Origin of the sequence: Rhodococcus sp. NPDC079359, from assembly GCF_040702585.1 — a bacterium.
Taxonomy (GTDB): Bacteria; Actinomycetota; Actinomycetes; order Mycobacteriales; family Mycobacteriaceae; genus Rhodococcoides.
The window spans coordinates 1-15412 of record NZ_JBFBLH010000003.1; the positions used below are offsets into that span (position 1 = coordinate 1).

Sequence of the window (15412 nt, forward strand, 5' to 3'; positions counted from 1 at the left end):
CCTCAGCTCGAAAGCGCCTAACATACAACACAACTCGTTGATCATGAACCGGATGGTTCACCGATCCGAATTACACCACCCCATGGGGCACTATCATCTTCCACTCCGAACTTGCCGTATGTACCTCGCGGGCTTACCGGGCTTACCGGGCTCTCGTGAGCTCTCCGCGGATGCGGTCTTCGCGGGGTGTTGTGGGGCAACAGTATGGCCGAAAGTTTCTTCGCTGATTTCAAAAACTGTCAATGGACATCGGGAAGTGACCACAGGCGGTCACGAGAACTGCCCATGGGTGGCCAACAAGAACTGACCGGTGGCGGACACGAATCTGCCCATGTCGGGTTTGTCCGCCACCGGTCGAGCATCATGTCAGGTCAAGGGTTTGACCCCCTGACCGTGCAGGGCTTGGGCGAGGCGGACCGAATCGCCGCTGGTTTGGCATAGGTGCGCGTGGTGCAGCAGCCGATCGACCGTTGCAGTGGCGAGGGTCTTGGGCATCAGTTCGTCGAACCCGCTCGGGTGAAGGTTCGAGGAGATCGCGACGGACTTGCGTTCGTAGGCTGCTTCGACGATTCGGTACAGCCCTTCGGCGGCATCGGTCCCGACGGGCAACAGCCCGACATCGTCGATCACGACGAGTTCGGCGCGCACGATCTTCGCGATCGCTTTGCCGAGTGAGTCGTCGGATCGGTGCGCGCGTACGAGGACCCCGATCTGCTCGAGGGTGAACCACGCGACCGGCATCCCCGCTTGGATCACGTTCTGTCCCAACGCTTCGAGGAAGAATGTCTTGCCTGTCCCGGCCGGCCCGCAGACCACCAGATTCTCGCGGCGATGCACCCATTCGAGGGTCTGCAGGGCATGCTGGGTGGGAAGCGGGATCGATGATGCGTTCTCGTCCCAGACCTCGAAGGTCTTCCCGGTGGGGAATCCCGCTGCTTTGCGGCGGGCGGTCAGCATCGATCGTGCCCGGCCGGCGGATTCCTCTGAGAGAAGCGCTTTGACGACCTCGGCGGGGTCCCAGCGTTGTGCTCGTGCGGTGGCGAGGACTTCGGCGGCGATGGACCTGGCATGCGGCAGGCGGAGTTGCCGCAGCAGCGTTTCGAGGTCGGTGGGGAGTTCCGCTGTGACGGTGTTCATCGCTGACCTTCGTTCGTCTCGTCGGCGGTTTTGTGTTCGATAGCGTTGCTGCCCAACAAGTTCCATCCTGATGTGCCTTGCGTGAGGGAGGTGGATTCGGATGCGCCGCGGCGGGTGAGGTCCATTCCCTTCGATGCGAGGATCGAGTCGAGGTCGCCGGTGGCGAAGCGGCCGTGCACCGCTGCGTGCCCGAGTGCCCAATCGACATCGCCCCGAACTCCGAGTCGCGCGAGATCGACCGCGTGCGACATTTTCAGGTATATCCGTTCGGTGCCGACCGCGGCGGCTTCCTTGAGCCATGTCGCGGCACCTTCCCCGATCGCGAGGAATTGCTGTTCGGATACTGTTCGCGCGCGGACGCTGTAGTCGCCGGGGATCCTCGGGTGATGTCCGGGGAAGTGGGCGTCGTCGATGGCGGGGCTGCCGGGTGTGGTGCGGGCGTGCCGGGCCACTTCGATCGGGCCACCGTCATCGAGAGCGCAGATGACGACCTCATCTGTCCCGTCGTGCAGTCTGACCCACACGCTCTGACCCAATAGTGTTGCTGGTGTCGAGTATTGGCAGTGATCAAAGGTGACCATCGGTGTGTTGTCGGGGACTCGGCGAGCGACTCCGAGGACTGCGGTGTGCGGCATGTCGGGGATACCGTGCAACTCGGGTCGTTCCTCGGCGAGCATCTCGTTCGGGACGCGGCGGGTGGCCCGATGTACTCGGGCGTTGATCTCGGTCATGAACGCCGTGCACGCGATTTCGACGTCGGCGAAGGTGGCGTACTGCTCGAGCAGGTTCGTCTCGGTGGGCACGATGTCGGCTTTGGCGAGTTTGACAGCGTTCTCCACTCCGCCTTTCGATGCAGGGTCCGCCGGTTGGCAGGTCAGCACGGTGATTCCGTAGTACCGACCGAAGGTGACCGCGGTGCGATTGCGGATCGGGACGCCGGCGACGTGGCCGGCGGTAACGGTCTTTTCGTTGTCGGTGAGCAGGTAGGTCGGTGCGCCGCCGATGATGCGGAAGACCCGGTCCAGGCCAGCGAAGACGCTCGCTGCGGTGCGGTCGCGTAGTGGGACCACGATGCGGTAGCGGCACCAGGCCAGCCAGGCGACGAGGAGCACGATCTTGCGGCCGTCGACGACCGGGCCGTCTCCGAAGTCGTACTGCAGCCACAGTCCTGGTTCGGTGATCCATGGCCGGTGCACTCTCGTATTGCCCAGTCTCCATTGGGTTTTGATTTCGGCGAGGGCGCGTCGAGTGGTGCGGTCGGCACCGGTGTAGCCGAGTGCGAGAAGTTTCTCGTGGGCTTTGTCGCCGCGGATCTTGCCCTTGGATTTGGAGACCCACTCTTCGAGGTATTCGAGCCAGTCGTCGGTGATTTTGGTTCGGTGGGTGGCCGGTGGCAGGCCGGCGTCTCGGTCTTCGACGGCCTTTTTCACGGTGTTGTGGGAGCAGCCGCACAAGTCTGCGGCGGCCCGCAATGATCCGGTCAGGTCGTATGCATTGAGTATGTCCATCAGTTCTCCGTCAGACTTCACGTGGTCTCTCCTGCGGTGGATTCGATACGGACTAGGCATCGGTATCGAAACCGCAGGAGAGGCCTCCTCGGCGCTGACGCGCCGAGAGGATGGGTGTGGTCTGGGCAGATTCGTGGCCACAGGCGGTCACATTCGTGGCCGCGAGTGGTCAGTTCTTATCGGCCGTCAGTGGGCATATTCATGGCCGCCTGTGGTCAGTTTTTCATGGCCGCCGACAAAGAACGAATGCGTCTACCGAACGATCTACTCCACCAAAAGCAAAGCACGACAAGACATCGTCAGATACATCGACGGCTTCTACAGTTCACAACACCGCCATTCGGCGCTCGGGTACCGAACCCCGAACGCTGTCCACTACAGTTACGGGCAGTCCGCAAACGCGGCTTCAGAATAGTCATCTCCAGTGTCGGAAATCCTCGCGGCAGATCAACCCCACGCACGGCATCCGACCGTGATCGTCGGCGAACGCGGGTACAACCGCTGCCGTTGGTACCGTTGGGGTGAACCTCACGCCTCAATAACGTGTCCCTATGGTTTCTGTCAAGCTGCGTGAGCTGCGGGCGGTTGGTACAGGGTCTTGTTCTTGAGCATGGCGTACAGGACGTCGCATCGGCGTCGAGCGAGGCAGATGAGCGCGGCGTTGTGTTTCCTGCCTTCGGCTCGCTTGCGGTCGTAGTAGGCGCGACTGGTGGGGTCGTGCAGCGCGGCGAAGGCCGAAAGGAACAACGCGCGTTTGAGTTTGCGGTTTCCTGATCACGCTAAATGCTCACCTCGGATCGAGGTGCCGGATCGGTGGGTCACGGGTGCGATGCCGGCGTAGGCGGCCAGGTGTCCTGCTGATTTGAATGCCGATCCGTCACCGACTTCGAGAAGGATGCGTGCGGCAGTCCTGACTCCGACGCCTGGCATCGAGATCAGGAGCGAGGAAAGAGGGTGGGCACCGAGCATCCTCTCGACGTCCGAGCCAACTGTGTTGCGTTGCTGCAGTGTCTCTTTGAGCGAGTCCGCCAGTTTGGGTAGAACAGTCTCGGCAGCCGCAGACCCGGGCACTACTACCGTCTGAGCCTCGAGTGCGGCGTAGATCTCCGCAACCAGTCTTGCCCCCATCCTGAGCGCGTTTTTGGCGGCGAAGCGGTCAGTTTCCGCTTACCAGCAGCGCGGATGCCGCCGGGGCTACCGCAGCGGGACAGGATCTCGAGCACTGCCGGGTGTGTCACACGCGGTCCGAGGACTCGTTCGAGCGCGGGGTGAATGCCGGTCAGCAGTCCGCGGATTCGGTTGCTGACGCGGGTTGCTTCACCGGCGAGATCGTCATCGAAACCGATCAGCACACCGAGCTCGGCGAGTGTGTCATCACCGGTATCGACTCGTCGCAGCGTGTGGGGCATGGTCCGGGCCGTGTCGGCGATGTGAACGCAGGCCCGCGCATCAGTTTTGGCTTGCCCTGGATACAGATCTGCGATGCGGCGCATCGACAGACCCGGTAGGGACGCGAACTGGTGCTCGCAGGATCGGGAGACGGTGACCGGCAGGGCGTCGCCGATCGTATTAGGCTGATCGACGACGATCAACAGCGGCCCGCGCGTGGCGAGGCGGTCGAACACTGTGCGCAGGCGGGCCTCGTCATTGGGTAGGGCTTTGCCGTACAGACGGGTTCCGTCGACGGCGAGACCGACGGCGTGATGTTCGGATTTTCCCACGTCGATGCCGCAAAACACGGCGTAGCTCGTGGCCATGAAGCAGTCCTTCGTCCGGTCACCGATCCGACGTCAACACCCGGCGACAGCCCCCCACCCCCCCCCGGATCATCGATGACAGGGGCGAGAAGTCATACCGGGTCTGGCTACCGTAGCCCTCGGTTTCAAGTATCAGCTAGAAGATAACGGGCCTGGCCCGATAGCGCACACGACGCGGCCGTCGAGCCGAAAACGGTGACCGCGAACATCGAAGGCTTCCGTCGGCGGCTGAATTGTTGTCGGCGCGGGGCAGAGATCAGGGTCTGTTGCCGAGCAACGACACGGCATCGATGCAGCGTCCACCGAGAGGCGTTCGACTGTTCCGTCCGGCAACTCTTCGGTCGTTCGGTGCCTCCGCACGCCTGCGGCGATCCGGCACGAGAGGCTGCAGCACAGTGCGATGCACCGTCTACCGCGCGCCGTCGAACGACGATGGGCATCATCTCGTGATGGCGGACAGCGAGCGTGAAGCAGACTCCAGGGACTCCACCAGGATCAGCTCGAGTGCAGGCAGTTCGGCAGCCGACACGGCCACCGCAGCTGCGCGTGTTCGCACATCGAGACCGCGTTGTGTTCCGGCGCGGGCAGTTTCGGTCCAGGCCTGGGCGCAGTGATCGGCGGCCACCGCGAGGTCTGCGGTAGCGGGATCCCCGGTCAGACGTGCAATCTCGGTACAGCCGTCGGCGAGAAGCCGACGAAAGAGCCCGCCTCCGGTTCCGGCCTTTTCGATGAAGATACCGAGACTGAACAGCAACGTCTCGAGGTCATCGGGCGGAAGGTCGACCCAGCTCTTGACGTCGGTTGCCAGCTGGTCGACCGCGGCCAATCCTTCGGCACCGGCCGCTGGTACGTGGTCGGCTATTCCCGGTGTCGATGGGGCGCGCATGCTGGCGGCGGATCGGGCAAAGGCCGCGGCCGCGGCAGTAGACACGGGCGGCAGTGTCTGCGGCCATGTGATTCGGTACGTGCAGTGACGTGTCGGTTGCGGGAACGAGGTGGAAGATCGCGCCCGAGCGAGCGCGTCGAGCGGGATCTCCTGCACATCGGCCCGATCGTTGTCGACGACCGAGGCAGTCCCCCCGATCTCGTCGTAGCCGATCACCACGATGTCGTGACGACTCATCTGCAGTTTCACCCGTAGGTAGGGCAGCTCAGCGATATCGGCCCAGACCAGACTGGGTCGTCCCGCATCGATGTCGTCGCGAACCCATGACCATCCCTCAGCGGGATCGTCGGTCGTGAGAACCTCGACTTGTCCGCCGAGCCTGCGCGGTAAGTCGATCTCGAAGTCGGCACCGCGGCCGACCAGGTACATCGGTGGGACCAGGTCGTCCGATCGCAGGTAGGACAAACCCAGATCACCACCCAGTGCGAACACCAACCCCTCGTCGGGTGGTCCGTCCCATCCCAGACCATGCCACTGGAGAAGGTCTCGCATTGCACCTGACCCGCAGTGCCCTCCCATCCGGTGGGGATAGTTCTCGATCAGAGTCGTGTGGGTCACTGTGGCTGCCTTTCGGGTGGATGGTCGAGCGCGCGTGTCGGCACGCTCAGCTGTTCCGGATTCTGTCGAGATACGTTCGGCGAGCAGCCATGTCGACGTCCGCGAGGAACACCGAATCTGTGTTCAGGGCCGCACCCAGTCCGGTCGCCAGACGCCGGGGGACGAATTTCACCGCCGCGACCATTGCGCCGGCGAGACGGGTGACGCGGACGAAGGGGCGTGGATTCTCGATCAGATCTGCTGTCGCGCGGGCGATCTCCTCCGGCTCGGCGTTGCGTAATCCCTTTGCGCCGGCGGTTCCGGCGACGAGTTCGGTGTTGGTGAACGTCGGGCGGACTGTGGACAGTCGAACCCCTGACTTGCGGTACTCCAGTCGTGCGGCCTCTGTGAATCCGATGACTGCGAACTTGGTAGCGCAGTAGGTCGCCAAACCAGGTACCGCGAGCTCGCCGGCCAATGACGCAGTGTTGATGATGTGTCCGGTGCGGCGCGGCAGCATGCGCTGAAGAGCCAGTTTGGTCCCGAAGATGACCCCCAGGACATTGATCTCGACTTGCCGCCGGGTTACTGCATCGTCCTCTTCGTGGGCGTGGCCGGTAGGCATGATGCCCGCGTTGTTGATCAGGATGTCGAGGGGTCCGAGTTCACGTTCGACCAGGTCCAGAAACGTTGTGAACGAGTCAGGTTCGGTGACGTCGAGTCGGGTGACGACCTTCACCCCGAGTTCGGCGGCGGCCTCCTTCGCACGTGCCTCGTCGATGTCGCCGATGGCGACCCGGTGGCCTCGTCGAATCAACTCCTTCGCTGTCTGATAGCCGATGCCGCGAGCTCCACCTGTGATCGCCACGGTCCTGGCGGGGGTGTGAGGTGCGTTGTTCATCATGCTGCGCTCCTTGCATAGATAAGAGACATCGGTAGACGCCGTTCGGGCCGCTCTCGCGGTAGCGGCTGCGCACACAGGAGAGGGATATGGGTATCGCGCGGCGTCTCGTGCCCGGGGAGGCGTTCGGATCGGTCGTTCATCGGCCGCAACCCCAGCGGCAGAACGGGTCTCGTCTGTTCGGTGCAACTTCCGGTGCCCGGCCTCAACACGGCCGCGCCGACGAGACAGTCATGTGGCACAGCTCTGCCAGCAGGTGTCGGCTCACCCGATTCGAAGGTGTCCGAGGCGGTCCGAGTGTTCACGATCGCGATTGTTCGCGGAGAGAGCTCCGACCGATCGGCAGTCGGCCGCGATACGGGGTTCGGCGCGTATGTTCTCACCGCTTGTGTTCATCGAGACTCCCGCGGCGAGTTTCGATCCCCGGGAGTTTCGCCCGGCCGGGTGCGGCCGGTGAAAACATCATCGAGTGGGTGAGCGCCCGTGAAGATCGTGGGGCCGTAGGCGTGCCGAAGCACCGTCAAGATCGCGTTCAAGGGTAGGTCATCGAAGACTCCTCGCTCGCGGACATACTCCATGTGCTGAGCTCCGTCTGCGGTGAAGGCATGCATGAGAGCATCGCGATCGCCGTCGAATTCCACTGGCGGCACGCCGAAACGAGCGCACAACTCGACATTGAATGCCGGCGTGGCCTTCAACCACCGGCCCTCGATGTAGAGGCGACTGTAGCCGTGGTAGACGAACAGATCGGTGCCGCCCATCAGCGCGCGCAACGTCTCGGTCTGCAGGTGATTTCGGACGTCGGCGAAACCGAGCAGTGCCGGGATACCCGCCGCCCGGCACACTGCGGTCAACAGCACCGCCTTCGGGACGCAGTAAGCGCGCCCGGTCTCGAGGACGAAGCTCGCTCGATAGTGGGCAGGATCGTCCGACACGGTGTACGGGTCGTACCAGATCCGGTCGCGGACGGCGGCGAAGAGGCGTCTGGCCTTGTCACGGTCGCTGCTCGCATCCCCGATTGCCGCGGCGGTGAACGCCCGCACGGATTCGTGCTCGATGTCGAGGAAGTCCGTTGCTCCCAGATACGCGTGCGGTGGCTGCGTCGTATGTGCCCCGGGCGGGCGGTCTGTCATGGTCATCGCCGATGTTCCCTTCTCTGAGCAAACCGGTTGCTGTTGTGTGCACAACGACCGAAGGATCGGTCAGTTGCGCGCGAGTCCGCCGAGCATCAGGTCTTCGCGTTGGACGGAGAGTCGCTGGGCGATCACCCGTTTGCTGTACATGAACTCGCGCGGGCGACCTATGCAGTCGGCGGCAATGAGCTCACCGGCCTGGAGATAGAAGCAACTGAAATCACTGTCACGGGTGGGATCACCACTGAGAACCACTTCGTCGTATCCAGTGTTGAGGCCGGCGATCTGCAGCTTGAAGTGATACTGATCTGACCAGAACCACGGCAACGCTTCGATTTTTCTGGACTTCCCGCAGGCGGTCGAGGCAGCGACTTTGGCCTGCTCTCCTGCGCTCGAGACGGACTCCAACCGTAGTCGACGGCCGTAACGGGCCATGTCGTGGCTCGCGCAGTCCCCCGCCGCCATGATGTCGGGGTCGTTGGTCCGAGTGTGATCGTCGATCACGATGCCGTTGTCGATGACAAGACCCGCGTCGGCGGCGAGGTCGGTGTTCGGCTCGACGCCGACACCGACGATGACCAGATCTGCGAGGATCGATTCCCCGCTGGCCAAACTGACTTCACGAACCTCACGGTCACCGGACAGGCCTTCGACCATCGCGTTCGTTCTGATGTCGACTCCCTGCTCGCGATGTATCCGCTCGAAGAACGTCGAAACCTCGGGAGCAGTGACCCGCTCGAGCACACGCCCAGTTGCCTCGAGAACTGTGACCTGCACGCCCAGTGCGCGCAGCGATGCCGCTGTCTCGAGTCCGATGTAGCCGCCTCCGACGATCACCACCCGCCGGCCAGGGCCGGTGGCCATACGGATCCTCTCGACGTCCGCTGCGGTACGTAGGTAGTAGACCCCGTGGAGATCGGCCCCGGGAACGGTGAGCCGACGAGGGCGGGCTCCCGTGCACAGCGCGAGCTTGTCGTAAGCCAGCTTCTCCCCGGTGTCGAGAACGACGTTGCCTTCCGACCGAACGATGGCCTCCACCTGCGCGTTCAGGAGCTGAATACCTTGCTTGGAGTAGAAGTCCGTGCTGCGAATGGCGATATCGTCGAGTACGCATTTGCCCGCCAGGTATGCCTTCGACAGCGGGGGGCGTTGATAGGGAGTGGCAGACTCGTTACCGATGAGGACGATCTCGCCTGTCCAACCTTCTTGGCGCAAACTAGCTGCCAGTTGTGCCCCAGCATGGCTTGCGCCGACGATGATCGCCCGTTGCGATGTCATGCGCTGGAAGTAGGCGTCAGGCGCACCATCATCTTGCTGATGCCCCGCACGAAATTCGACTGAACATACTCGGGGTCGCCGACGACCTCGATGTTCTCGAAGCGGGGAAGCAACTCCTCCCACAGAATCCGCAGCTGCATTTCGGCCAGCCGATTGCCCATACACCGGTGTACACCGAATCCGAACGCGATGTGATTGCGCGCATTGGCACGATCGATGATGAAATCATCAGGATTCTCGAAAACGCGTTCGTCGCGGTTACCCGAGGCATACCACATCACCAATTTGTCACCCTTGCGGATGAATTGTCCGTTCAGAACGGTGTCGGCTTTGGCAATTCGGCGCATGTACGCCAAGGGTGTTTGCCATCGGATGATTTCCGAGTTCATGTTGGGGATCAAATCGGGATTGGCCTTCAATTTCTCGAACTGGTCGGGGAATTGGTTCAACGCAAGAACGCCACCGCTCATCGAGTTACGCGTCGTGTCGTTCCCACCGACGATCAGCAGGACGAGGTTGCCCAGAAATTCCATCGGACGATCGATCAGATCCTTGGTGTCCTCGTTGCTCTGCAACATGGTGATCAGATCGAAACCGGACTCTTCCCCTGCAGACCTCCTGGCTGCTTTGTCATGCCAGAGAGCGCTGAGGCCACGGGCCATGTCACGCATGCCCTCGAACACCTCGTCGTTGTCCGAGGGCCCACCGTTGGCTTGCTCCATCGAGGTTGCCAAATCGGACCAGTAGACGAGTTTGCGGCGTTGTTCGTAGGGGAAATCCAGAAGAGTTGCGAGCATCCGAGCTGTCAACTCGATCGAGACATTCTGCACCCAGTCGAACGGCTCGTTCAAGGGGAGGTCGTCCAATACCTCCCGTACCCGCGATCGGATCAGTCCCTCCATCTCCCGGAGGTTCTTCGGTGCGACAACCCCCTGGACGGCAGCGCGCTGCTTGTCGTGGCGTGGCGGGTCCATCGCGATGAACATCTCGATATCGAGAAACCGGGGCGGGACGCCGATGACGATGAACGGTTCGGCCGAGAACACAGCGTGGTTCTTGTCGACGGCCACGATATCGGCATGGCGCGTGACCGACCAGAACGGGCCGAACGGACTGTTGGGTTGGTAATGAACCGGTGCCTCGTTCCGCACGCGCTCGAAGTACGACTGCCACCGCCCTTGTCTGTAGAGAAAGGGGTTACTGAGGTCGATGTCGGCGAGCTCGACATCCTCGACCGGTGGGATGGGACTTTCGACGAAGATCTTCTTGCCATTCGTGCCAGTCACCCACCGTCGGGTCTTGTCGTACAGATGAGCGCCCTGGATCTGCAGCCCTATAGGGATGGTCGACTGGACCTTGTCGGTGATCGACTCAGAAACTTTCATGCTGTCGTGCCTGCCTTTCACACATCACAATTGGAATTCAGGTGTTCGAACGATCAGGCCATCCCACGCTTTTGAGGCCACCATCTGGCACGACAACCGAGACGTGGGTTCACGCTCGGGGTTCATAGCCAGCATCTCCTCCTCGTTGGCACCGGACAGACCCACCTCTCCTGACCACTGCGGGTCGACGATCACATGGCAGGTGCCACAGGCCGTTTCGCCCCCACAGTCTCCATCGATCCCCGGCACAGCATTGTCGGTTGCAATCTGCATCAACGATCGACCTTCGACCAAGCCCGCCTCGTGCTTCCCACCATCGTGGGCGACGAAAGTTACAACTGCCATGTCAACTCCTCAATTTTCTTCGCGATTGATAACAGTGTCGCCGCAAACGTGAATGGCGGCCATGTTCCGTAGAGTCAAAAACTTGTGAATTCGGGTCAGACGGTTCGCCCCAGAGATCCGACCTGAGTCCACTCCAGATGTGGAGTGCGACAACTCTGCGCTCCGCACGAAGGCATCGAGCGGCTGGGCTCCTGTTTCGAAATGCGCGCTCACCAAGTACTTCTTTCACCGCGAAGCCGTCTCACCGGCGACCAGATGGCCATTTCGGATCTCGACGATAGGCAATCTCAGCCCACCCGGAGCGTCCACCGGAACAACGGGCGAGTTGGGGGCGATGGGATCGAGCCGCTGATACGGAAGCCCCTGTGCCGGACGAAGATCGAGCTCGCCCTTGTTCGGCCACAATGCGGCGGACCGCTCGGCCTGCGCGCTGATGGTCAGCGACGGATTGACCCCGAGGTTCGCCGACACAGCCGCCCCGTCCACCACGCTCAGCGTCGGGTATCCGTGGACGCGGTGGTACGGATCGATGACGCCGTGCGCCGAATCCGAGGCAATGGCGCACCCCCCGAGGAAGTGCGCGGTGAGCGGGATGTTGAACAGCTCTCCCCAGGTGCCTCCAGCGACGCCGCCGATCTTCTTGGCGATGCGCCGGGTGGCGTCGTTGCCCTCGGGGATCCACGTCGGATTCGGCTCGCCGTGGCCCTGCCTGCTGGAAATCTTGCGGCCGAACGGCCCACGCTTGGTGAATGTGGTGATCGAGTTGTCGAGGTTCTGCATCACCAGCGCGATGATGGTGCGCTCGCTCCAGTGCCGGACATTGACGACGCGAACGAACTGAACCGGGTGTGCGATCAACGCGAACACGAACTTGAGCCAACGCGGGATCTTTCCGCCGCCGTCGGTCATCAGGGTCTGCAGCATTCCCATCGCGTTCGAGCCCTTGCCGTAGCGGCACGGTTCGATGTGCGTGTTGGGGCTGGGGTGGAACGAGGACGTGATGGCCACTCCGCGCGTGAGGTCCATGTTCGGATCGACCGCAAGCTTGGCCGCTCCGACGATCGACTCGGAGTTGGTGCGAGTCAGTTCGCCGAGTGTGTCCGACAGCTTGGGCAGCGCGCCCGTGTCTTTCATCTTGTGCAGCAAATTCTGGGTGCCCCAGGTGCCCGCGGCCAACACGACATTGGCTGCGCTGTACGTCTTCTTGCCCTTGCGGAGCCGAGCGCCGGTGCGCTCGGTGTCGACGTCCCAGGTGCCGTCGGATCGCGGAACGAGACCGGTCACGGTCGTCATCGGCACGATCTCGGCTCCCGCGCGCTCGGCCAGGCCGAGGTAGTTCTTCAGCAGGGTGTTCTTGGCTCCGTGGCGGCAACCGGTCATGCACTCACCGCATTCGATGCATCCGGTGCGCTCGGGACCTGCACCGCCGAAGTACGGGTCCGGGACGGTCTTGCCGGGCTCGTCTCCGAAGAACACTCCCACCGGCGTCTGAATGAAGGTGTCGGCGACGCCCATGTCCTCGGCCACCGACTTCATGACCTCGTCGGCCGGGGTCATGTGTGGGTTGCGCACCACGCCCAGCATGCGGGTGGCCTGGTCGTAGAACGGAGAGAGCTCACTGCTCCAGTCGGTGATGTGCGCCCACTGCTTGTCCTCGAAGAACGGTGCCTGCGGCTTGTAGAGAGTATTGGCGTAATTCAGGGATCCACCGCCCACTCCGGCACCGGCGAGGATGAGGCAATCGCGCAGCAGGTGCACACGCTGGATTCCGTACAGACCCAGCTTCGGTGCCCACAGGAAACGCTTGAGATCCCAGCTGTTCTTCGCGAAGTCCTTGTCCTCGAAGCGTTGCCCGGCCTCGAGGATCCCGACGCGGTACCCCTTCTCCACCAGCCGCAGCGCGGTGACACTTCCGCCGAAGCCCGAACCGACGATCAAGACGTCGTAATCGATTGAACTGCTCGGTGGCGTCGCCATGGCGTCTCCTTCTGGTTCTTCAAACCGGATAACTGCTCCTCGCCCCAGGGGCCGGGACCCAGCGCGAGAGTGCGCCCCCTCGACGGTGAGACCAAAGCCGACCGCCTGCCTACCCGGGCACACTACTATACAGACGATGACTTTTTGTCCAATTAATTGACAGATGCAGCCTGCGTGTACAGATACTAGTGGTGCAGCTCATTAACCACAAGCCGCTGACGCTTCCGTCACCGGCGAGCCGAACCGAAAGGAGCCGGTGCGTCAGAAGCCAGCAAGGAGGGCTCTGACGAGAAGCCGAGGTGCACAGGCGGCGGGGCAAGCCCCGAGATCGACAAGGTAGATCCGCAGCGATCGTCACCGAAATGGCGCGCCGCTCCAGAATTGAACTACCAGGATAGGTATGACACTAAAATGATATCGACTCATTTGATGGAAACACTTGTGGACGAGATGGAGGACAGAAAGGCAGAGTTGACGGAGAATATCTCTTCATTCATAAGTGCATCAATCCATGAAATGAACGGCAATGCAGACGCAACCGGACTTCTACACACCAGCGTGAAAGCCAACATCAATGCGGCTATCGACTTCCTGGCCGACAGGACTGAGCACGACAACTTGCGAGCTCCGCATGCCGCCCTGTGCCATGCTCGCGTTCTCGCACACACGCATGTCCCGCTGACGGCGCTCGCGCGCGCTTATCACCTGGGCCAATCGAGATTTCTTGAGCATGTCCTGTTCTCGCTCTCGCGTGCTACGCACACGTTGGCCGCGAATCAACTTGCGCATCTGGTCAGCAGGTCTGCCGTCTTCATAGACCGCGTGCGTCAGGACGCATGTTCAGAATACGAAGCGGAGAAATCGAAGATACGTGAAGAAAATAGTTCTGTAAACACGGAACTCGAACGCGCAATGTCGACATCATGCACAGATTCTTTGGGCGCATACAAAATCGATTCATATTACAATCTCACAGGAAACCATATTGCCATTGAGTTTTGGACGAATGACCGGGAACCATTCCCGAGAAAGTCCTGGCACCAGCTCGTAGATACCGTTGGCGTCAGACTCGGTACGATCGGTCGACCGCAAGTCAACAGTAAAGGCGATGCCCGATCCCTGGTTTGGTTTCCGATAATTCACGCCGGAAGGATTTGCCTTGAAAGCGTTACAGACGTTCTTCAGAAGTACGGCCGAATTCGAGCAGCAATTGGAACCGTGCAGAGTGGTGAAAATGGTTTTCGGAAGACAGCCAGGCAGGCAGAGCGCGCGGCCCGCGTAGTTTCGGACGGCAAGGTCGACATCAGTCCGGTGGTAACTTTCGAGGAAGTTGCAGCCATCACTCTTCTGCTCGAAGATCCGGAAATCCTAAGGGATCTAGCGGAAGACTCACTCGGAGGCTTGCTTCTGGACAGTGCGCGGAACCGCAGGCTCCGCGAGACCTTACGAGTCTACCTAGCAAACAACTGTAGCGTTACCGCGACCGCTCACGATATGACGATCCATCGAAACACGGTCAAATACCGCATCCGACAAGCAGCGAAAGAGTGCGGTTGCAAGCTGGACGATGCCGGCATCCTCATGAACCTCAGGATTGCGCTGGATGCCGCGTGGTGGACACCCAGCACAGTACTCAAGTTACCCATACCGCTCGGCTCAGCAGACGCACGGTTGACGGTTTGAGCAGGGTGGCTGCGACCCGGCTCAAACCTTCCAGGTTTCCAGCGTCACGTTCGTCAGACTCCATTGCCATGCTGATTCACGATTGTTGCTATCAGAATATCGAATGCCGCATTCGGTGAAAGCGACTTGATTCGGTCATTCATATCCATTTCTTTGCCCTCGATTCCTTCACCTGTCGCAATGTTCGCCGCATTTGATTCGACAGATCCTTCGGACGTCTCCAAGATTCGACCGGCCCACACTCCGACTGGCGAAGGATCAGTAGCAAGATACTGCTCGCAGTCGGTCAGTATATGACATTTCATGCAAGAGTCTGCTGCAGTTTTATGACGCGCAGCTCGCTGAGCAACCGTCTCGTAGGGTGGATCGGATTCGTAGTCCCACAGTTCGGGCTCCCCCTGGCAGGGTGTGACCAGCACCCGACCACGAACTGCGAGACGGTCCAATGCTCGATTCAAGGTTGATTCCTTTAAGTACGGGAGCGAACTCGATACGACCTAGTTGTACGATAGCTATTCCTCATGTGTCAAAGAGGGAAGGATGATTTGTGCATAAAGAACAAGGACTCCTTGCGACTTTGGCCAACTTGGACATATCACAGAACGGTGCCGATCCAGTACGATCGACACCACGACGACGGCCCCTTCAGGCCTCCATGGCTGCAGTGGAAATCGAGGTATCGTGCTGGATTTTGCATTCTTCACATTGACACCGCTCCTACTGTTCATGTTGGCACCCTCGTGGAATCCGTTGACCTACCACGGTGCGCGAGTCGGATCGAACGCCGAAATATTCGCGACGTGAAAATCAGCCAGATGTAGGTCG

At 61.2% G+C, this 15412-nt stretch carries 11 protein-coding genes and 2 pseudogenes; 2 read left to right on the plus strand and 11 right to left on the minus strand.

The window, feature by feature from the left end:
• Positions 1-366 precede the first annotated feature (366 nt).
• Together istB and istA are read right to left on the minus strand one after the other, a co-directional pair.
• Positions 367-1137, minus strand: a complete 771-nt coding sequence (gene istB, locus AB0362_RS08100) for an IS21-like element helper ATPase IstB (protein WP_094665458.1) — start codon at positions 1135-1137, stop codon at positions 367-369.
• Positions 1134-2666, minus strand: a complete 1533-nt coding sequence (istA, locus tag AB0362_RS08105; protein ID WP_094665460.1) for an IS21 family transposase — start codon at positions 2664-2666, stop codon at positions 1134-1136. Before istA ends, istB begins: the two co-directional genes overlap by 4 nt.
• A gap of 217 nt (positions 2667-2883) precedes the next feature.
• Here istA and AB0362_RS08110 point away from each other — a divergent pair.
• Positions 2884-3060: pseudogene (locus tag AB0362_RS08110) on the plus strand (integrase core domain-containing protein); the annotation flags it as partial.
• Positions 3061-3206: 146 nt separating this feature from the next.
• Here AB0362_RS08110 and AB0362_RS08115 read toward each other — a convergent pair.
• From AB0362_RS08115 to AB0362_RS08150, 8 genes and pseudogenes are all read right to left on the minus strand, one after another.
• Positions 3207-4402: pseudogene (locus tag AB0362_RS08115) on the minus strand (IS110 family transposase).
• Positions 4403-4841: 439 nt separating this feature from the next.
• Positions 4842-5906 (minus strand): BtrH N-terminal domain-containing protein, encoded by a 1065-nt coding sequence (locus AB0362_RS08120; protein ID WP_027498261.1) that lies wholly within the window; start codon positions 5904-5906, stop codon positions 4842-4844.
• Between the two features lie 46 nt (positions 5907-5952).
• A complete protein-coding gene (locus AB0362_RS08125; RefSeq protein ID WP_068046070.1) occupies positions 5953-6789 on the minus strand; it encodes an SDR family oxidoreductase in 837 nt (278 codons plus the stop codon).
• Positions 6790-7178: 389 nt separating this feature from the next.
• Positions 7179-7919, minus strand: a complete 741-nt coding sequence (locus tag AB0362_RS08130; protein WP_054186661.1) for a transglutaminase family protein — start codon at positions 7917-7919, stop codon at positions 7179-7181.
• A 69-nt stretch (positions 7920-7988) separates the two neighbouring features.
• On the minus strand, positions 7989-9197 hold the full coding sequence (locus tag AB0362_RS08135) for an FAD-dependent oxidoreductase (protein WP_068046072.1): 1209 nt from the start codon (positions 9195-9197) through the stop codon (positions 7989-7991).
• A complete protein-coding gene (locus AB0362_RS08140; protein ID WP_027498265.1) occupies positions 9194-10582 on the minus strand; it encodes a cytochrome P450 in 1389 nt (462 codons plus the stop codon). The genes AB0362_RS08135 and AB0362_RS08140 overlap by 4 nt, the downstream gene beginning before the upstream one ends.
• 24 nt (positions 10583-10606) lie before the next feature.
• A complete protein-coding gene (locus tag AB0362_RS08145) occupies positions 10607-10927 on the minus strand; it encodes a 2Fe-2S iron-sulfur cluster-binding protein (protein WP_068046075.1) in 321 nt (106 codons plus the stop codon).
• A gap of 225 nt (positions 10928-11152) precedes the next feature.
• Positions 11153-12904: a GMC family oxidoreductase gene (locus tag AB0362_RS08150; protein WP_068046078.1), complete on the minus strand. Its 1752-nt coding sequence runs from the start codon at positions 12902-12904 to the stop codon at positions 11153-11155.
• Between the two features lie 429 nt (positions 12905-13333).
• On the opposite strand from AB0362_RS08150, the gene AB0362_RS08155 reads away from it, so the two are divergent.
• Positions 13334-14587: a helix-turn-helix domain-containing protein gene (locus tag AB0362_RS08155; protein ID WP_317810236.1), complete on the plus strand. Its 1254-nt coding sequence runs from the start codon at positions 13334-13336 to the stop codon at positions 14585-14587.
• 53 nt (positions 14588-14640) lie between these two features.
• Here AB0362_RS08155 and AB0362_RS08160 read toward each other — a convergent pair whose 3' ends face one another.
• A complete protein-coding gene (locus AB0362_RS08160; protein WP_147458399.1) occupies positions 14641-15045 on the minus strand; it encodes a hypothetical protein in 405 nt (134 codons plus the stop codon).
• Positions 15046-15412: the final 367 nt, after the last annotated feature.